Source organism: Microcoleus sp. T3_B1, assembly GCF_036700445.1.
GTDB lineage: Bacteria > Cyanobacteriota > Cyanobacteriia > Cyanobacteriales > Microcoleaceae > Microcoleus.
Window position 1 is genome coordinate 12708 of the sequence record NZ_JAUBOX010000055.1, and the last position, 20186, is coordinate 32893.

The 20186-nt window shown below is 45.8% G+C and carries 10 protein-coding genes and 1 pseudogene; 3 read left to right on the forward strand and 8 right to left on the reverse strand.

Features of this window, described 5'->3' with window-relative positions; genetic code table 11:
- Positions 1-77: 77 nt before the first annotated feature.
- The 6 genes from QT990_RS24250 to QT990_RS24275 form a co-directional block, all read right to left on the reverse strand.
- A complete protein-coding gene (locus tag QT990_RS24250; protein ID WP_333412342.1) occupies positions 78-1427 on the reverse strand; it encodes an LCP family protein in 1350 nt (449 codons plus the stop codon).
- A gap of 14 nt (positions 1428-1441) precedes the next feature.
- On the reverse strand, positions 1442-1789 hold the full coding sequence (locus QT990_RS24255; RefSeq protein WP_333412344.1) for a DUF6717 family protein: 348 nt from the start codon (positions 1787-1789) through the stop codon (positions 1442-1444).
- A gap of 585 nt (positions 1790-2374) precedes the next feature.
- Positions 2375-3550 carry an aminotransferase class V-fold PLP-dependent enzyme gene (locus tag QT990_RS24260; protein WP_333143386.1) on the reverse strand — a complete coding sequence of 392 codons (1176 nt, stop codon included), beginning with the start codon at positions 3548-3550 and terminating at the stop codon, positions 2375-2377.
- A gap of 161 nt (positions 3551-3711) precedes the next feature.
- The gene (locus QT990_RS24265; protein WP_333143385.1) at positions 3712-4317 is read right to left on the reverse strand and encodes a molybdenum cofactor guanylyltransferase; all 606 of its coding nucleotides are present in this window, start codon (positions 4315-4317) and stop codon (positions 3712-3714) included.
- A gap of 156 nt (positions 4318-4473) precedes the next feature.
- Positions 4474-5544, reverse strand: coding sequence for an anthranilate phosphoribosyltransferase family protein (locus QT990_RS24270; RefSeq protein ID WP_333143384.1), 1071 nt, complete (start codon positions 5542-5544; stop codon positions 4474-4476).
- Positions 5545-5761: 217 nt separating this feature from the next.
- Complete coding sequence (locus QT990_RS24275) at positions 5762-6736, reverse strand: LysR family transcriptional regulator (protein WP_333143383.1); 975 nt, start codon at positions 6734-6736, stop codon at positions 5762-5764.
- Between the two features lie 626 nt (positions 6737-7362).
- On the opposite strand from QT990_RS24275, the gene QT990_RS24280 reads away from it, so the two are divergent.
- Positions 7363-10770 carry a PAS domain S-box protein gene (locus tag QT990_RS24280; protein WP_333143382.1) on the forward strand — a complete coding sequence of 1136 codons (3408 nt, stop codon included), beginning with the start codon at positions 7363-7365 and terminating at the stop codon, positions 10768-10770.
- 20 nt (positions 10771-10790) lie between these two features.
- Here the strand turns inward: QT990_RS24280 and QT990_RS24285 are convergent, their stop codons facing one another.
- Both QT990_RS24285 and QT990_RS24290 read right to left on the reverse strand, forming a co-directional pair.
- Complete coding sequence (locus tag QT990_RS24285) at positions 10791-13007, reverse strand: polysaccharide biosynthesis tyrosine autokinase (protein ID WP_333310330.1); 2217 nt, start codon at positions 13005-13007, stop codon at positions 10791-10793.
- A gap of 153 nt (positions 13008-13160) precedes the next feature.
- Positions 13161-14432 (reverse strand): annotated as a pseudogene (locus QT990_RS24290) (RNA-guided endonuclease InsQ/TnpB family protein).
- 1310 nt (positions 14433-15742) lie between these two features.
- Here QT990_RS24290 and QT990_RS24295 point away from each other — a divergent pair.
- Together QT990_RS24295 and murJ are read left to right on the forward strand one after the other, a co-directional pair.
- Positions 15743-18520, forward strand: a complete 2778-nt coding sequence (locus QT990_RS24295) for a polysaccharide biosynthesis protein (RefSeq protein ID WP_333309123.1) — start codon at positions 15743-15745, stop codon at positions 18518-18520.
- A 276-nt stretch (positions 18521-18796) separates the two neighbouring features.
- Entirely contained in the window at positions 18797-20173 is a 1377-nt protein-coding gene (murJ, locus tag QT990_RS24300) for a lipid II flippase MurJ (RefSeq protein WP_333309120.1), read from the forward strand.
- Positions 20174-20186: the final 13 nt, after the last annotated feature.

Consider the following 20186-nt stretch of genomic DNA (forward strand, 5'->3'; position numbering starts at 1 on the left):
TGACTGTTGACTGTTGACTGTTGACTGTTGACTGTTGACTGCTGACTAATGACTAATGACTAATGACTAATGACTAATTAAAATCGTTTTACCCAATCTTCGCCGACGCGAAGCGTCAAGTCAGAATTGATTTCACCCGTAGAAGATGCTTCAATTTTACCGCCGCCTAACTCTTTTCGCAGTAGATTGGCTGCCTCTAAATCTCCTTGCTGAACAATAATTTGACTTTGACGCTGCTTCTGGGGCGAATCCTGCACTACAGATACATTAAAAAAGCCCTTTTTTCGGAGAAATTCAGCAACGGTTTTTGCGGTTGTCGGTTTGCTAGAAGCATTTTGGACAGCTATTTTGAGGTTTTTGGGCAACAGGGAGTCGCTGGGATTGCGAATTCGTCCTTGTTCAAAATCCGGCACGCTCTGGTTCAAGTATTGTGTCATAATGCGATCGCGCCCGATCGCATCTACAATCCAATAACTCCTCAAATCCCCTGTTTCTGAACTCGATCGTCCAGGCAACATTACCATTTTAAAATTATCTCGCTCCAATTGCAAACCGAAATTGGCCAGCGTCAATATTTCCTCATAACTTAGGTTTGTATCCACATATTTTTGCATCAATCGAACAATTTGTGGCAAGCGTACCAATACTGATGGACTTGCGAGGCGATCGCGAATAGCTTGAATTAAAGATTGCTGCCGCTGAATGCGGCCGATATCTCCTAAACCGTCGTTGCGAAATCGAGCAAATTGTTCTGCTTGTTCTCCGTTGAGAGTTTGCCATCCCTGGCCTAAGTTTATTTTTAACTTTTGGGCGGTATCTGTATAGGACATTGGGCGAGGTACAAATACCTCAACTCCGCCTAACAAATCGACTAATTCCCGAAACGCATTGCTGCTGACTCGCACGTATCGTTCAATTGTCGTATTGTTCAGCATACTGCTAACCAATCGCGTCGCCAAAGCTGCTCCTCCTCTAGCATTGGCTTCGCTAATTTTGCTGAAGCTAATTCCGGGAACTTCGACTTTAGTATCTCGTGGAACTGAAAGCAAACTAATAGATTTATCTCTAGGATCGAGGTGGAATAAGAGTATTGTATCGCTGCGACCGTTAAATATCTTAGGGCCATTGGCTGCTGCTTCCGGCACGCGGTCAATTCCCAACATCAAGATAGTAACTGGCCGCGATAGGCGGTATCCTGAGCGGTTGGAGGATAGATAGTCAAAGCCAGTCGCCTCTAATACTCTATTGATAATTGGCGGTTCCACGGGAGCTAACAGGGCAGTAATTGCCCCCAATGTTGCCGAGATGGCGGCTGTGAAAACTAAGAAAAATAGCCCCACTATATAGAGGAAGAATTTAGGCTTTTTTCGAGATGTTTGATCGACTGGTGTAACAAAGTCTCTTTTAAAAATTGACAAGTTTTTCATTGACTTGCTGTTGGTTATTGCAGTTTTTCAGCTTTGCAGTAAAACTTGGGTGGTGCTTCGGAAAAGTATTTCAACATAGCCGGACACAGCCAGCCTTCGAGATTTTTCGATTCCCACCGATACCAGTTACCGCCGTATTCTGCTTTCAACCACAGCATTTCTGCTTGATATCCGGGAAATGGATTGGCTGAAAATAAAAGTCGGAAACCTTGAGCGGCATTGGGAATGTCTGCGACAAGCGTGTTAATCATTTCGGGGACGCCCTGAACAAAAGGTTCTCGGACAAGTCCGACTCTCTCGTCGTCAAAAACCCAGGTGTACTGTTCGCGATAGGGGTAAATTACCATCATGGCATTGGACATGGTATTCGCCTCTTTTTATTTCCTTTGTTTTGTCTGCAAAAATGCAAGTGTGGATACATTATATTCTAATACCGTTTAGTTAAGGCCGATCCCCCCTAACCCCCCTTAAAAAGGGGGGAACAAGAACTTGCTCAAAGTCAACCCCTACTCCCCAACAACCAGGGGGATGCTGCAAGGAATCTCCGAGGAATAAACAGTTTTAACCCAAGCGTATTGCATTATATTCTGTGGCGCGGAAATTGTTCACTATCCGATTTGACAACCCTGTTTTAACTTAGGAAATCTTGCGGGTTATTTACAAACTTTGTTTGGGTTGGGCGGATTGGTGAAGTCTAGGCAGTTCGGGCTTTAGAGCTGTTTTTTTAGTTTTTTTAGTTTCGGTAAATGGTAGCAAAATCAAAGACGCTTAAGGGTGATTTATTGCAGGATGTTTTCTTTTAATTGTGCCTAGTTTTATAACCCTTATTACCTTTGTAGTAATGACGAATAGTCTGTATTCTCCCAAACTATGAGGACGGACACCCTAACTACAAACATTTAAAGGTTTGTAGTTGGGTGTTATGTTTATTTTCGGGAAGCTCCTACTCAAATTCTCGTCAGCTCAACCAGCGCCTTAGCCAAATATTGATACTGCGGCAAAGTATTGTATAACTGAGCCGAAATCCTCACCAACTGCTTACTAGCATCCGGCCAAGGAATCACCGGAACTTCAATTTTAAAAATCTCCCACAGCGCCTCTTGCAAAGGTGGAATTCCTCCCTTTGCAACCTCATCAGACTGGCCGTCTGCCAGTGGCACAACAGCCATCGAACCCACCATTTCATCAGGACAAGGCAGCGGCAAATCTAATTTGTCAGCCAATATTTTTCTCCCTGCCAATGCTAAAGCATGATTCTTTGCCCTCAATTCCGGCCAGCCGCCACTCAACAAAGAACCCATAAAATCAATAGCCACAGGTACGCACAAATAGGGACTCGGATCGACTGTTCCCATCCAGTCAAATTCTAATTGAAAGCGCGATTTATCAGCGCGCGGCGAATTAGCACCGTGACTGATTGTAGTTGGCCGAATGGCATCTTGCTTGTCGCGCCGCACGTACAGAAAGCCCGCACCTTTCGGCGCGCACAGCCACTTGTGGCAATTTCCCGTATAATAAGCCGCGCCAATTTCATCTAAATTCAGTGCTACCATTCCCGGCGCGTGAGCTCCGTCTACCAATACATCCACGCCACGGTTAGCTAACTCGCCCACTAACTGTTTGATGGGAAAGATTAAACCAGTTTGACTCACAACGTGGTCTAATAAAGCTAACTTTGTTTGCGGTGAAACGCACTTAATTATTGCTTCAATAATTTGGTCGGGTGACTCAATGGGAAAGGGGACTTCTGCTACTATTACTTTAGCGCCTGTACGCTCGGCTACAAAATTAAGTGTGTTCCGGCAAGCGTTGTATTCCTGATTTGTAGTGAGCAATTCGTCGCCCGGAGAAAAACAGAGCGATCGCAAAACAGCATTTACTCCCGTCGTCGCATTCGGCACAAACGCCAAGTCCTCGTCAGCCGCACCAATAAATGCTGCTAACTGATTTCTGGCATTATCCAACAATGGTTCAAATTCCCGCATTAAAAAGCGCAAAGGTTCTCTTTCCAGTTGTTCCCGAAAAGCGGTTTGCGCTTCGAGTACGGGAATCGGACAAGCCCCAAAAGAGCCGTGATTGAGGAAAGTTATATCGCGATCGAGCAACCAATATTGGTTAATCATTAGTAATTAGTCAGTAGTCAGTAGTCAGTAGTCAGTAGTCAGTAGTCAGTAGTCATTAGTCAGTAGTCATTAGTCATTAGTCAGTCAACTGTCAACTGTCAACTGTCAACTGTCAACTGTCAACTGTCAACTGTCAACTGTCAACTGTCAACTGTCAACTGTCAACCGTTAACCATTTTACCTTTTAATTGCTCAAACTCTTCTAATGTATTGCAATTCGATAACATTACTGCTTCTCGTTCCCCTACAGGTAGAGGGATTGCGGAGATTTGATTTAACCACACTTGAAAGGAACGTCCCCCTTTGTCAATAAAACTTTGCAAGCTGGGCAGAGCTTTTTGGCGGTAGAAGCCACACAAAGGCTCCCAGCGCGAATTTTGATAAGGCACAACTGCTAAAGTTGATGGGGGAAATTCTGTTAACTGACTCGCCCACTTCAGAATAATCTGGGCATCCAACAAAGGCAAATCGCAAGCTAACAGTAAAATCCACTCGGCGGCTATTTCTTTCAATCCCTGAGTCAATGCAACCAAGGGCCCGGAGCCCGGATTGTACTCTACCAGAAATTGGGATGTTTCGGTTAAGGTCGATCGATAGCGATCGGGCCAAGCAGTCAGAACATAAACTTCGGGGGTTACAACTGCGGCAACTTCCAACGCCCGCTGCAAGAGGGATTTCCCCTCTATTTCCAGTAGAGCTTTATCCCTACCCATCCGCGAACTTTGACCGCCTGCAAGCACAATTACGGCAATTTTATGATTGGTCATTAGTCATTAGTCATTAGTCATTAGTCATTAGTCATTAGTCATTAGTTATCGCAAGAATTGTCTGTTTTGAACAGGCAAGATGCCTGTTCCACAATTATTGGAGATGTCTAGTAGTCAGTAGTCAGTAGTTAACTGTCAACTGTCAACTGTCAACTGTCATTCTAAACTCAAAACACTAACGGCTTGGCTAACTTCCTCAAGTTTTTGCACGACTTGACCGCTACTCAATAAAGTTTCTGCCTCAATTAAACCCGAACTCATATCCAAACAAACTCCGCTGCGCCACAGATAAAAGCCGCCGTTCCAGATAGCTGACTGCATCAATTCCGAGGGTTTTCCCAGCAACACTTCCTGCATTTGTTTTAATAACTCAGAGGTTGATTCCAAGGCCGGATTTGTGCTGCTAAAACCGTAATCTCCGTGGGCTAAAAGCACTCGTTCAAACTCAGCGTCCGGCTTAGCAATGCCGATAATCGCAGTACGATCGCGCGGCAAATCGCAGCTTCCCTCCAATCCCTTGACGGTGGTATAATTTTTGATTCCCCGCAGCTCAAAGGCTTTTTGAAACATACCTTCTGTCGGCGGGTGGACATAACCCGATATAACGTTAACGTCGCCAGCACAGGGACACCACATCAACTCCATTGTCGAAAAAGGTGGCCGTTTACCAATTTCGCGGCGGTAGGGAACTAAAGCGGCGGCTTGAGGAAAATGCTTGGGAAGATAAACAAAACCCAAACCCGTATTGTCAAAAACTTGCTGGACTTTTTCTAAACTCAGTTTTCCCCAATTCACTCCCAAACCGCGCCAAATTTCCATCAGGGGGATGCCTTCCTTGGTTGGCATGGTATCGCCCCCGTGCATGATGGTTGGGACGCCAGATGCGGCTAAAATTAGGGCGGTTATTGGGCTAATTGGAGCCGTGCGCGATCGCCCGTCGTAAGCAACGCCAAACACGGCGACGGTAGAGACGGAAAACCCTTTTTCTCGGTTTGGGGGGGCAAGAAGGGGCCCCAATTGTTCATAAGCATCGAGCATTCCGGCTAATTCTTCCCCAGTGGGCCGTTTAATGCGGTGGGAAATCATAAAAGCTCCGATTTGAGCCGGTGTTGCTTCTCCCAGCAGCATCATCCGCGTGGCTGCTGCTGCTTCGGAGCGAGTTAAGTTGTCTCCTGTGTGTACTCCGCTGCCAATTTTTCGCAGCAATTCTCTAAATGCGTCACTCATAACTTGTGAAGTTAGTAATGGGTAGTTGGTAGTTAGTAATTGGTAGTTAGTAATTGGTAATATTTGAACCGTTTTAAATTTAAAATTCCCAAAATTCAATTCAAAATTATCGAATTATACCAGTTCCCAAAAAGAAGGCAATTGTTGGAAATATCCAAACCATTATTTCATCAGTCATTCCCAATCTAAAATCTAAAATCTAAAATCTAAAATGGTATTAACTCCCTGATTTTTCTAGCTTGATTACATCACATGGCGGCACAAATTCGCGTACCAGATTCCAGAAATGGGCGATCGGCGGAATTTGCATTCGATCGTGAGTTGTCACCAACACCACTTCGCGAGTCCAAGTGGGCTCTGCTGCCAATTGACCGATCGTCGAAACCTTGGAATTTGACCGATCTGGGGCGATCGACCGAATTGCTAAAGTGCGATCGCCCTTGGCGTCCACCAAAGCTGAATGCGGCAGTAAAGCAATCAACTCTCCCTGTCGCACCACACCCCGAAAAGCATCAAGAGTGTTGAGTTCCAAAACAGCATGAAGTTTAGCACCGATGCGTCCAAATTGTTCTTGCACCATCCGCTGCATTCCGTACCCGTCCTTAAACACCACTTGCGGGTAACAAATCAATTCCGGCCAAGGTACTCGATCGTACTGGGCCAGGGGATGACCCGCCGCCATCAACACCTCGATCGGCTCATTGTAGAGCACCTCAACCAACATTTCCGGGGCTTGAGTAAAATAGCGGTTGTTCATCACCACCGCTATGTCCACCAAACCATCTTTGAGGACTTTCAGAGCTCGATCGCTACCGAGGGCAGTCACCCGCAATTGTACGTCTGGATAGTCGCGGCAAAACTTTTGCAGCACAGGTGGCAAATAAGCAGCGCAAACCGAGTGAATCGCAGCCACGCAAAGTTCCGGCTGCTTTCCCGCCCGTAAGTCTCCCAATTCTTCAGCAGCATTTTGCCAAGTCTGACAGATTTTGCGAGCGTGAGGCAGTAGGCATTCCCCTCCCACAGTCAGTTTCGCGTGGGCCGTGCGGTGAAACAGCGACAAACCCACTTCCGCTTCTAATCCCTGCACTTGGCGGCTAATAGTCGATTGGGTAACGCCACACTTCCGGGCCGCTTGCTGAAAGCTACCAGTTTCAGCAACTGAAAGAAATGCTTGAAGCTGCTCTAAGCGCATGGATGTTTAATTCGAGATGGTTTCAGAAATTTTACTGGAAGATAATCTGTGACATTAACCGATTTAGTAGCAGAATTTAGTAGACTTTGATACAGGTACAGATTAGTTTTGATTCCGGGGCCAGAGGCGGGGATGCTACGCTCCAAGCATCAATCTGCTCCGGCAGGATTTCTGAGCCTCCAAGTAGAGGTCGATTCTCCTATTATGTTGAAGGGATTTCTGAATCGGCAAACTTCTCAAAAAATAGATTCCATAAAGATGAATTTATCGAATATTGCAAGCTTCTAGCTAAACCGTTTCAATGAACGGCACTTTAGTAATCCCTTCCTCAAGTGCGCTCGATTGCTCTGTTTTTTAGTAAGTTGTGAATTCAAAATATAGCATTGAATTTCGTACCTCCTTGGGAATTATAGTATCTGACTCTCCCTAAACCTCTCAATAAATGTACGAATATTGTAGGCAGGTTAAAACCTACTGTGAACTTTGCTCCCCAGACTAAAGTTACTCTTGTTTTAGGTTTTTTTGTGTATAAACTAGAAATTAGCGGGTCAGCAACACAAGTGCAACTAGGATCGATCGCACAGGAAAGCCGAAATGCTGCCATTTATTAAGCATTTATTAAGATTATGTCATTTAACCACAATTTTATTCCCCAAGATGGCTGTTGCCAGTGGCAACCCCAGTTGATGGGACTGCACGCCGTCAGCGATGTGTTAATTGCCTTGGCTTATTATTCAATTCCAGCACTTCTGACATACTATGCCCGGAAGCAGCGAGACGTGCCTTTGAGCAAGGGCTTTCTCCTATTGGGAGCCTGGTTTTTCTGCGGCGGGACAACTCACTTGATGCAAGTTTGGATGCTGGTGCATCCCAGCTACTGGCTGTCAAGTTCGATCGCAGCCTTAACCGCTATCATCTCTTTGTGGGCTGTAGCATCCCTGATACCCTGGGTTCCTCAAGTGTTGGCTTTGGCTGGGGCAGCCTTTTCACCAGGAAATACGGCGCTGGGAACCCAAAAGGTCGATCGACTGCAAGCCGACTCTGCTATTAAAAATTCCCTCCCCTCCCTCACAACCGAACTCCAGCAAATTAACCAGCAATTGCTTGCAGAAATAACGCAGCGCGAGCGAGTCGAGGATCTCCTGCTTGACACTGTAGGCAAGCTGCAAGAAAGCGAAGAACGCTTCCGCGTTTTTCAGGAATTATCTCTAGACGGATTTAACGTATTCCGCAGCATCCGCGACGAATCCACAATTGTGGATTTTGAATGGGAATACGTCAATCCCGCAGCGGCCAAAATGCAACACCGTACTCCTGAAGAATTAATCGGCAAGCGATTGCTGCAAGTGCTGCCGGGCCATAAAGATAACAATTTATTCGACAGTTACGTGCAAGTTGTAGAAACAGGAATTCCCCTCGATACCGAGATTTATTATAACAACGAAGGCATTGTCGCCTGGTTTCGGATTATGACCGTTAAATTGGGAGACGGCATTGCTATTTCTTTTAGCGATATTACTGGGCGAAAGCAAGTAGAAGCATCCCTGCGCGAGGCGCTGCAAAAACTCACTTCTCATTTTGAAAATACGCCCCTAGCGGTGATTGAGTGGGATGAAAACTTTCGTCTCAGCGGGTGGTCGCCGGCGGCACAGAAGATTTTTGGATGGGAAAAGATAGAAGTTTTAGGCAAGCATTTTAGCGACTGGGACTTTATTTCAAAGGGCGATTTATCAGAGGTAGAATCGGCAATTTATAGTTTAAAAAAACCAGAAAATCGCTGCAATGTAGTTCGCAACAGCAATTATAATAAGTCGGGTTCGTTGGTACACTGCGAATGGTACAATTCGGCTTTTTACAGCGATTCGGGACAGTTGGTATCGGTGCTGTCTCTGGTTTTGGACGTGACGGAACGCTTTAAATTTCTGGAAGTGCTGCGACAGTCTGAAGAGCGGTTTCGGATTGCTGCAGAAAGTGCCAGTGATTTAATTTACGAATGGGATATCGAAACCGGGATCGTGCTGTGGTTCGGTCACGTTGACGAACATTTGGAGTACGCAAAAGGCGGATTTCCGAGGACAAGAGCAGCTTGGAACAGTATCTTGCACCCGATCGACCGCGATCGAGTTTTAGCCGCAGTCGATCGGTATTTGAGTGCCCCAGACAGTTCTGCCGCCCCATTTTTTCAGGAATACCGCGTTCAGTGCCAGGGGGGTGGCTTGCTCCATTGGATCGATCGGGGCAAAGCAGTGCTTGACAAACAAGGTAATCCCTGCAAATGGATCGGCGTGATTAGCGACATCACCGCTCGCAAAGAGGCCGAAGAACAGCGGAATTGGGCATTGGCGCGGGAACAGGCCGCCCGTCGCCACGCCGAAGCCAGCGAACAGTTGTACCGCGTCCTCGCTGAAGCCATCCCGCAAATAGTTTGGACTGCCAGACCCGACGGCTGGCTCGACTACTACAACCAGCGCTGGTTTGAATATACCGGCTTGACGCTGGAGGAAACTCAAGGCTGGGGGTGGCAGCCAGTTTTGCATCCAGATGACGTGGAAAACTGCCTAGAACGCTGGAATACCTCCGTGGAGACGGGGAGGACTTACGAGGTGGAATACCGCTTTAAACGGGCATCTGACGGGGCTTACCGCTGGCATCTGGGCAGGGCATTGCCCGTGCGGGATGCTGAGGGGAAAATTATCAAGTGGTTCGGGACTTGTACGGATATTGACGATCGCCAGCGAGCGACCCAAACAGCCTATTTTCGCGCTCAAGCTTTGGCTGTGCTGTCGTCGGCTTCCCTGGATTACGAGGAGGCGCTGCAAGGTTTGGCAGATTTAACAGTACCGGCGCTGGGGGATTGGTGCTGCGTGCATTTGGTCGAGGCCGACGGCTCGATCCGCTTGCACGCAGTTGCTCATTCAGATCCGAGCAAAGTCGCTCTGCTGTGGCAAATCGATCGGCGTATGCCGCTAGACCCCCAGGGACGGCACGGAGTAGCAAAGGTGCTGCGGACTGGGGAGTCGAAGCTTTACGCCGAAATACCGGAATGGGTGATCGAGGCGGTTGTGCCCGACAGGGAACTGCAGTTGGTGCTGCGAGCCCACTCCCAGGTGCTGTCGGCAATCTGCGTGCCACTGATCGCTCGCGGGCGGACGCTGGGAGCGATTTCGTTGCTGTGCGGGGAGTCGGGCCGCCGCTGCAGGGAGAGCGATTTAGTTTTGCTGGAGGATTTGGCGCGGGATGCGGCGGTGGCGATCGACAATGCGCGGCTTTACCGGGAAGCAGCGGAGGCCAACCGAATTAAAGACCAGTTTTTGGGAACGCTTTCTCACGAGTTGCGGACGCCTCTGAACGCGATTTTGGGTTGGGCGCAGATGCTGCGGCAGCGCCAGATGAGTGCTGAAAAAACGGCTGTCGGTTTGGAGACTATTGAGCGAAACGCGCGGTTGCAGACTCAGATGATTGAGGATTTGCTCGACGTTTCCCGGATTGTCAGCGGCAAAGTGTGTTTGAAGCTGTTCCCGGTGGATTTGGCACGGATTGTAGAAACGGCGGTGAAGGCGCTGAGCCTTGAGGCTGAAGCTAGGGGAATTGAATTGGTGAGTTTTTGTGGCGAAGGGGTGAGCTCGGTGAGGGGCGATGCTACTCGTTTGCAGCAGGTGGTGTCTAATTTGCTCTCGAATGCTATTAAGTTTACGCCGCCGTCGGGTCGCGTGGAAATCACGCTCTCGGAGGATGGGGAACCGGGAACAGCGGGTGGCGCCATCTTGTCTGGGCCGTCTCCGGTTCACTCTGTTTCGATCGTTGTCAGAGATACGGGAATTGGCATCAGCAAGGAGTTTTTGCCGTTTGTGTTCGATCGCTTCCGCCAAGCTGACAGCACTTCTACACGCAATTACGGCGGGCTGGGACTGGGATTGGCGATCGTCCGTCATCTCGTGGAACTCCACGGTGGCAGTGTCTGGGCCGAAAGTCCTGGGGAAGGACTCGGCTCGACTTTCGGAGTGCGGCTGCCAATAACAAAAGTCAACAGTTAACTGTTAACTTTTGTTATTGGTTACTGGTTATTCGTTATTTTATTGATGCCAGGACTCTGCTCTTGAGCGTAAGATTCATTGGTAAAATAGTAATGGCTGTGCGGTTCGTTTTTAGGACTTACTCCATTTACCACTAAGCCCAGAACGTGTTGGCTTGATTTCTTCAATAGCTCCTTCGCAAAAGCCACAGTACCAGAATGAAGAACTCCAGGTCGCACAACCAATAAAATCCCATCTGCTTTATTCCCGAGAATCAGAGCATCAGCAGCAACATTCAGAGAAGGAGCATCAATAATCACTGCATCATAAGTAGCCGAAAATTGCTTAATCAATAAAGTGATCCGCTGTGAATCCAAGAGAGCCATTGGATTAGGCGGAATTACCCCGCAAGTGAGCACATCTAAATTATCCATGACTTGGGCGATCGCATCCCCAAACCCAGCTTGTCCAACTATCACATTGCTCAAGCCTACTTGATTGGGAAGATCCCAAATCCGATGTTGAACAGGACAGTGCATATCCGCATCTACCAGCAAAACCTTCCGTCCTAATTGAGCTATAGCTACAGCCAAATTAGCCGATACAGTAGACTTGCCTTCTTGCGGTAGCGAACTACTGACAACAATGACTTTCAGCTCTTTATCAGAACTCAGGAACCTCAGATTTGCCTGAAGCATTCGGTAAGCAGCACTGCTCGCAGTATGAGGAGTATCTCTAACAACAATCTGTCGGGGAGATTGTTCTAAATCCTGCGAAGCAGACTTAAGTCGCCAGGAATTGCGCCGAGGATTTTTTTCAGACTTTCTATGCAAAGGAATCACCCCCAACAAAGTAAACCCAAATAATTCCCTCGCCTCTTCAATAGTTTTGACAGACTTATCTTGAGATTCTAAAAGCAGCGCCGCAGCTATAGCCAGCAGAGTTCCCAACAAGCCGCCAGATACCAGCAATAAAGACTTGCGAGAACGCACTGGTTCTTCAGGAACACTCGGCTTTTGGATAATCCGAGCATTCCCGACTTGCTGATTTTCTGTAATCCGAATTTCCTGGAGTTTTTTTTGCAATTCCTGATAATCAGCTTCGGCTTCTTGGAGTTTTCTTTCTAGTTCCCGCTTTTCCTTCTCTAGCTTCGGCAAAACTTTTACCCGCTGCTTGTAAGCAGCTAGAGCATTTGAGAGAATAGTAACTCGCTCAGCCAAACCCTGGCGTTCTACATCTACCTTGATAAATTCTTCGATCAGTTTTGGTTTCACATCTCCTATCTGTAAACTTTGATTTTGCAACGGCTGTTGCCCGCCTAAAACTTGTTGTATTTGTTGGTCTAGTAAAGCTTTCATCGTAGCTTTCTTAGTTTCTAACCTAGTGATTATAGGCGAATTGTCCTGGTAGCGATTTTGCTCAATTGCTAACTGACGCTCTATTTGTTTGTACTCTCTCAGAGCTTCCTGCACAGTGCTAGATTGGCTGAGAGTGCTGGCGGTCAATGCTTGCTGGGGATTCATTTGTAATTCGTCTTCAAATGCTTTAGACTGAGCACGTGCCTTGAGCAAATCCGACTTAGCTTGGTCGATTTGACTTTCTAGTCCCGCCATAACTCTTACTGCTGAGCTAGCTTCTTCTTCAAGATTTACAACTTTATTTTCTTCTTTAAATTTGCTCAATTCGGCCGCTGCTTTCCGCATAGCTTGGTCGGAATTAGGCAGTTTTTTTTCAATAAACTGTCGAACAGACACAGCTTCTAGGCGATTCACTTTTTGATTGTTATCTATATAAAAATTCATCAAAGTTTTTACGACATCGGCTGCTACTTTTGGGTTTTTGTCTTTGTATGAAACCGTTAGGATATCAGCTCCCCGAATAGTAGCTACTGTCAGTTTCTTTAAAACCTCTTTTGTTTTCACAGGATTATTTGTTTCGTCTTTTAACTGAAGCCTATTTATCGTTTTTTCAACATTTTCTAGAGAACGAATCAGTTCGATCTCGGTAGTCAGAGGGTTACTTTGCTCCGCCGCCGGAGTCAACTGTCCGATTTCTTTTCCCAATTCTGTTAAAGCAGAGCCAGCAGTTGTTTTCTTAAATAACAGCTTTCCTTCTGCTTCATAAACTGCTTTTTCCTTCAGCGTGGCGTAGGTGGTGAGTGCCACAACCGAGGCAAATACAGCTAAGGCTGGCAGCCACCGGCGCTTGAGAATCTGCCAGTATTCCGGAAATCCGATACCACTTTCAGTTGATTCCATCTGTTACTCCAGAAAAATGATTTTTTGTAAACTCTAACACCCTAGGGCGTGTTTTTAAACTATAACCACAACAGACAAAGGCGAGCGTAATCATGGCTGTATAATTTCCAGCCAATTTCTCATATCGGGTAGCAATAGCTGGCAAAAGTATAGTCATTTATAGACATGGGAGGCTTCAAGCCCCTCCCCTTTCACTTTTACTTTGAACGGATTAACCCGCATTGGCCCAACTACGCAGCTCCCTATCAAGAAAGCTGAACGCATTTGGGATTGCTTTTCTGAGAATGTTGTACGAAGCATTCACGTCAGAATTAATTAATTGACCCGTCGATGTTTTGTACAAACCACGCTTAATCCGTTTACCAGTAAACACAGGCTCTTTTTCTGTTTTACCGTAAACAGGAATTGGATCTAAACCCAGAAAGTTGGAGCGGGACGTGTAGGATTCTTCCTTCACAATTACCGTGATTCCCGCCAACCGAGCTTTGTACTCCAACATTTCAATTAATCGAGAGTGAGGAATGCTGACAAAGTTTTGATTAGTTCTCTTCCCTAACTCGATTTCAGTTTTCCACTGGGCATTCTTGCCAATTACTAACGTCCCAATTTGTTCTGCTGTCAAACGATCAACAATCACACGACTGGTATGATGTAAGTAATTATCGACTTTCTGATTGCGACAGCGTGTTAAGCGCTGAATCCGTGGTGAAGTTTTGCGATTTCCTCTCAATTGGGATTGTAATTTTGCTTGGCGTTTGTTGTAGAACTGGTTGATCGATTTTAAGGGTCGCCCGTTAATCAACAAAGGGATAAATCCCGGTTGATTTGAAGTTAGCGCTACTAAATTATCCAGCCCCAAATCAATACTAGCTACAGAGTTGGCCTCGCCAAGGGTGGACTCCGGTTCATCGTAAATTACCTCAATTACATAGGAATCACATTTCGGAACCAGTCTAACGAAAGCAAACCAGGTCGGGGCTGACTTTGGTTTTAATTGAAAGCTCAGTACCCGAAAGCTTAATGATTCCCTTTTTCAACTGTTTGCTACTAATCGCTTGAATTGTGTAGATGAGAAGGTTTCGCCCTTTGATTTTATCTTTGTACTTTGGCAGTTTTGGGCGACCAGTGAATTTGGAAGAATCAGCCTTGTAAGCTTTAACCGCCTCAAAAAAAGATTTCCAATTCTTGTCTAGCACCATCAAGATTTGCTGGCTGACTTTGGCAGGCAAAGCCTTGTAGGCTTCATGAGACTTCATCAAGCGGTTCATTTCGTTATAACTGACATACTTCCATCCATAAATAAAGCTCTGACGAATGACGTAATTGGCGGCATTGTAGAGGTTTTTGGATTTGAAAGCTAATTCGTCAATTTGGGCGAAACGGTGTGACGTTGATTTAATGATGTGCCTCTGGAGTTAGTTGCATTTAAGGCTTCCATTTTTTAACCTATGTGTAGTTCACTCGACCACCATGATAATATCATACTACTATTGTTTATAATTGCTTATAAACTCAACGAAGTTTTACAATACGTCTCCATTGCTTGAGTCGGTTGATAGCAGATTCAACTATATTGCGTTGACGGTAGATTTCACGGATAAAAGGATCGCGACGCAGTTCATTTGAAAGTCGTGGGATGGTAAAACGGATACCTCGCCGACGTAGATCGCGAAGGATGCGACGACGTGCGATCGCCTTTGTCTCCTACGAATCTTTCAGGGGGTTGACGCGGAGGACCTGCACCAGAATGCGCTTACTGCTCCTTGTTCCATCAATGGTTCTAAAAAAATTGACTTGTTACGTTGACAAGCTACTCAGAATAAAAGTTATAGGTTTACCTTTACCCTCACTTTAACGGATGTGTATTTTGGTACTAAAACCACCACGAGAACGGCCTAGTTTTTCCTGTGATTCGCCTCCTTTTTTCCACCATAGCCGAGGGTTGGTGGGCACGAATCACGGTTCGAGTGACGTAATGAACCGGATAGTCTAGCTTTCGGAGTTGGTCCGTATCGGCTTGTAGGCCTTATAAGACTTATTTCCTTCGATCGGCTTTTTGCCACCGATAAAACCGTGTTGCCACCCTGAACCCACTTACTATAACGTTTTGGCGGGTCTCACCACGGAGTCCCGGTTGTGAGTATCGACATAATGCCATTGACAACTTGTCGATGGTCGTGGCGCAGGCTTACCGGTTTTGGGTTGGAGCGGTGGTAGTAGCGGTTTTAACTAATCCCACTGTTCCGTACTTAAGTCTCCAAGGGTTCCTCAAGACTCCCTGCCGGAGCACGCCTATTTTCGAGGATACAACGAGGCAAGAAAACACGCCCTAGGCTTTTAAACTCATTATTGAGGATATCCACTGTATCACTTAAGTCAAGCATTGTCATGGTTTTAACACATATATTGTTTGCCATCCCCCTAGAGAAATATTTTTGGGTGAAATTATGTAAATAATTGTAAAGTTCTGAGCGATCGAACCAGTAGTAGGAGAAGATAGACGCAGCAATAAGGTGGCATCTATAAATTTTAGCTGAAAAAATCCTCTCCAAAATGAAATTAAGAGACGGGACATCTTCTTGATAATCTCTCCTTAACCATAATATCACTTGAGTGAGGCCCGACGATTAAAAGGTTGATTAATATCAGGGGAGAGGGTGGTATAAAAAACTACCTCAACATTAGGTACTCGATCTACTTACGGTAAAGTTGTTGTCTAATAGCGTCGGAAGAATATGATCAGAAAAAAAATTAGCAAAGTGTTGGTGGGATTAAGAACCCGTCATTTTTTGATAATCGATGCAATTTGTTTTGCGATCGCACCGTTACTGGCCTTGGAAATTCGTTTAGATGGCATATTGGATCTGACTCCCTACTTACAGAGCCTAGCGGTAGTTACAGTATTATTTGTAGCAGTCAAACTTCTAGTATTTTATGCCGGCGGCTTCTACAAGCGTTACTGGCGGTATGCGGGCCTGGAAGAAATGGCACAAATAACGATGCTGATAGGTATATCCCTAGCAGGGGAAATTATCTTGTTCCAAGAACTCTACCAGCTAAATAATTCGCCGATCGCAAATCTGCCACGATCGCTGCCGCTACTAGACACTATGATCAGCTTTTTGTTAGTGGCGGCGATTCGTTTCAGCATTCCAGCCCTGGAAAGATGGAACCAAAAATCGTGGAAAGTTCAGCAACGCGAGCGCGTCCTGATAGTCGGTGCGGGCAGTGCAGGCACATCTCTGATGCAAACGATGCAGAGGAGCCCAGAGGTAGGACTAGAGCCAATCGCTTTCATAGACGACGACCGCAAAAAAATCTCCAAGCAGATTGGCAGACTGACTGTAGTCGGCAATCGCTGTAACATTCCGGAGGTAGTTCGATCGCTAAATATCGACAAAGTTATGATTGCCATCCCCTCAGCTCCGGGAAAAGAGATTAGGGAAATCGTAGAAATTTGTCAGTCAATTGGGATTCCAACCAGCACGCTCCCCGGCCTCAATGAAATCATCAACGGTCGTGTCAGTTTAGGTAGCCTCAGAGAAGTACAGATTGAGGACTTGCTCCGCCGCGAACCCATTCAAACCGATGTTGAGAAAGTCTTGGGATTGATTGGAGGCAAGAAAGTTCTAATTACCGGTGCGGGTGGCTCCATCGGCAGCGAACTTTGTCGGCAAATATTAAAGTGCGCTCCTGCGGAAATCATCATCGTCGGACACGGAGAAAATTCTGTATTCAACATTCAACAAGAATTAGGAAAAGTCCTGTCAGAACTCAAAAAAACCAGCAAAATCCCAACAGATATTACTCGCGTGACAGCCTTTATGGCCGATATTCGCTTTCGCGAGCGCTTAGAGTACGTTTTTCTAACAATGAGACCAGACATCATTTTTCATGCGGCCGCTCACAAACACGTACCCATGATGGAATTAAACCCGCCGGAAGCGATTACTAACAACGTGCGGGGGACGAAAAATCTGCTGGATCTGGCATTGAAATACAATGTGCAACAATTTGTGATGATTTCCACCGACAAAGCGGTGAATCCAACTAGCATTATGGGAGCTAGCAAAAGAGTTGCCGAAATGCTGGTGCTGCAAGCAGCCAAAAAAAGCAAAAACCCATTTGTAGTGGTTCGTTTCGGTAATGTTCTTGGCAGCCGCGGTAGCGTCGTACCTACTTTCAAGCGACAAATTGCTGAGGGCGGGCCGATCACAATTACCCATCCAGATATCACTCGCTATTTCATGACCATTCCCGAGGCAGTTCAACTGGTTTTGCAGGCAGCAGTCATCGGCAAGGGCGGGGAAGTATTCATGCTGGAGATGGGGGAACCAGTCAGAATTTTTGATTTAGCAAAAGATTTGATTCGGCTCTCAGGATATGAAGTGGGTAAAGACATAGAAATCGCGTTTACAGGGCTGCGGCCGGGAGAAAAATTGTTTGAAGAACTGTTTATTCCGGGCGAGAAATACAACCGCACTAAACACGAAAAAATTCTGAGTCTCGGCAATGCCAGCCGCCTAGTGAAAGAAAATATTGACCAGGAAGTAGAAGCCCTTTGTCAAGCGAGCGATCGCAATGATGCGAATTTAATTGTCTCAATGCTACAGCAGTTAGTGCCTGAGTATGTACCAGGGTATTCAACCGCCAATTTGCACGCCAATACAGCCCAAAAAACAACCCCTGTGGCAAAGATTAGCAGTGCAGCATCTATTCAGTTAGAGAATGAGTTGCGGGTGGCTCTGGCAAATGAGGAGTTTCGGATTCACTATCAGCCGATCGTCTGCCTGGAAACTAATAAGATTAATAGTTTTGAAGCGCTGTTGCGCTGGCAGCACCCGAATCGAGGTTTGCTTTGGCCAGACGAATTCCTACCAGCGGCAGAAGAAACCGGCTTGATTGTTCCTATTGGCGAGTGGGTACTGTGGCAAGCTTGCAGCCAGATGCGGATTTGGCAGTCGCAATTTCGTCTTAACGCTCCTTTAACAGTCAGCGTGAATCTGACTAGCAAACAGTTTTTCCAAGCTGACTTAATTGAGACGATTGCCAAAATATTGAAAGAAACAAATCTCGATGCTCAGAGTTTGAGGTTAGAAATTCCTGAGTATGTTGTGACGGAAAATTCCGAGTTGGCTGGGTCTGTTTTTCTCAAACTTAAAACTTTAGGGGTGCAAGTACAAATCGACCACTGTGGTCTTAGTGATGTATCATTAACTCAGCTCTACCAATTGACGCGGCTGAAGTATGGGAAATTCGACAGTTTGAAGCTAGATTGCTCTCTAGTCACCGGCCTGGATGCTAGCAACCCCAACTTAGAAATTTTTCACAAAATTATTGCCATAACTCAAGAGTTAGGTATGGGGATGATTGCCACAGGAGTAGAAACGAGCTGGCAAATAGCTCAGCTAAAATCTATGAAGTGCGTCTACGGACAGGGATACTTTTTCTCGAAGCCTGTAGAAGGCTCTAAGGTAGAAAAATTGATTGGGGGTATGGCTGTTAAAAGTTAAGGGGCCTTACAGCAATAGTCCGGACAGTTTTTATATTACCCAATGGCTTATTCTCGGTTGACTTCGCAGCCCCTGTGGATAATTAAATCAATGTCAGCTCCACCCCGCTCGTTGCATTTAATTGGACTTTATTTATGATCCTTGCGCCGCGTAAGCTTGTAGTCTCGTTCCAAAAACTGTCCGGAGTATTGTTACAGGATTCTGGTGTGCTTGTAACTGAAGCTATGCTAGTAGAATATTATCTGCCAAAATTTACCGAATTCGGATCTATCTCTCATGAAAATTTGGCGATATCAGAAAGGGCTCGATTTCTGGAATAAGTTGACAAGTGGCTCCACCAATCGCCAAATTTTTGGTGCGGCTGTTACGGTTGGTATAGGAACCGGATTCGTGAAAGTGGCATCTGTCGGCAAAGAATTAGTGGTTGCTTGGAAATTTGGTACAGGGGATGCTCTGGATGCGTTTTTAATCGCGTTAGTGGTTCCTTTTTTGATTACCAATGTTATAGCTGGCTCTTTTAAAGCAGCTCTCATACCTACTTACATTCGAGTAAGAGAACAGTCAGGTATAAAAGCAGCTCAAAAACTTTTTTCTGGAGCCATAGCCGGGAGTCTGGGACTGTTAGGAATCACAACGGTATTAATGCTGGCTACTGCACCAATGTATATGCCAAAGCTGGCGGCAGGCTTCAATGCTGAAAAATTAGATCTGACTTACAAGCTGCTGTGCGCGATCGCTCCGATTATCCTGCTGAGCGGTACGATCACGATCTGGGGTGCTGTTTTGAATGCAGGAGAGCAGTTCGCTTTAGTGGCTGTTGCTCCGATTATTACTCCTGTTATTACGATGCTATTTCTTTTCGGGATTAATTCTTGGGGTGTCTTTAACCTGGCATCTGGGTTAGTCTGTGGCCAACTGCTGGAAATGATTGTGCTGGGAATCACACTGCGGCGACAGGGTATTTCATTGCTGCCAAAATGGTATGGATTTGACACTCATCTAAGTGAAGTAGCTGGTCAGTATGCTCCGATGATTGCTGGCGCATTTTTAATGTGTAGCACTGGTTTAGTCGATCAATCAATGGCAGCAATGTTGCCATCAGGAAGTGTAGCTTCATTGAACTATGGTAATAGAATAATTTCCTTGCCGATTACAATAACTAGCACAGCATTGAGTACAGCAGTGATTCCCTATTTTTCAAAAATGGTTGCCCGTGAAGACTGGACAACTTTACGTCATACCCTTAAGCAGTATCTGGGGCTAATTTTTGCGGTTACTATACCCCTAACTGGGTTAATAATCTTATTTTCTGAGCCGATAGTCCAAATCCTCTTACAAAGAGGTTCATTTACGGCTAACGATACTCATTTAGTAGCTCAAATTCAAGTTTGTTACGCATTCCAAATCCCTTTTTATATTTCTGGTATGTTGGTGGTGCGTTTAATTTCAGCTATGCGAAACAATCAAATACTGATGTGGGGTTCGGGCTGCAACCTAATTGTCAATATTAGTTTAAACTATTTATTTATGAAATGGTTGGGAGTTCCGGGTATTGCTTTGTCCACCAGTGGCGTTTATCTGTTTTCATTTTCATTATTATTTTTTGTAGCAATCCAAAAGATCAAACTAACCGAACGAAATTTACAAGTGTGAGAAAATATAGGAC

Bases quoted from the DNA above. Each gene is read 5' to 3' on its own strand.
- QT990_RS24280 (WP_333143382.1), top strand. From the start codon at position 7,363: ATGTCATTTAACCACAATTTTATTCCCCAAGATGGCTGTTGCCAGTGG.
- QT990_RS24270 (WP_333143384.1), bottom strand. From the start codon at position 5,544: ATGAGTGACGCATTTAGAGAATTGCTGCGAAAAATTGGCAGCGGAGTA.
- QT990_RS24285 (WP_333310330.1), bottom strand. From the start codon at position 13,007: ATGGAATCAACTGAAAGTGGTATCGGATTTCCGGAATACTGGCAGATT.
- QT990_RS24260 (WP_333143386.1), bottom strand. From the start codon at position 3,550: ATGATTAACCAATATTGGTTGCTCGATCGCGATATAACTTTCCTCAAT.
- QT990_RS24250 (WP_333412342.1), bottom strand. From the start codon at position 1,427: ATGAAAAACTTGTCAATTTTTAAAAGAGACTTTGTTACACCAGTCGAT.
- murJ (WP_333309120.1), top strand. From the start codon at position 18,797: ATGAAAATTTGGCGATATCAGAAAGGGCTCGATTTCTGGAATAAGTTG.
- QT990_RS24255 (WP_333412344.1), bottom strand. From the start codon at position 1,789: ATGTCCAATGCCATGATGGTAATTTACCCCTATCGCGAACAGTACACC.
- QT990_RS24295 (WP_333309123.1), top strand. From the start codon at position 15,743: ATGATCAGAAAAAAAATTAGCAAAGTGTTGGTGGGATTAAGAACCCGT.
- QT990_RS24275 (WP_333143383.1), bottom strand. From the start codon at position 6,736: ATGCGCTTAGAGCAGCTTCAAGCATTTCTTTCAGTTGCTGAAACTGGT.
- QT990_RS24265 (WP_333143385.1), bottom strand. From the start codon at position 4,317: ATGACCAATCATAAAATTGCCGTAATTGTGCTTGCAGGCGGTCAAAGT.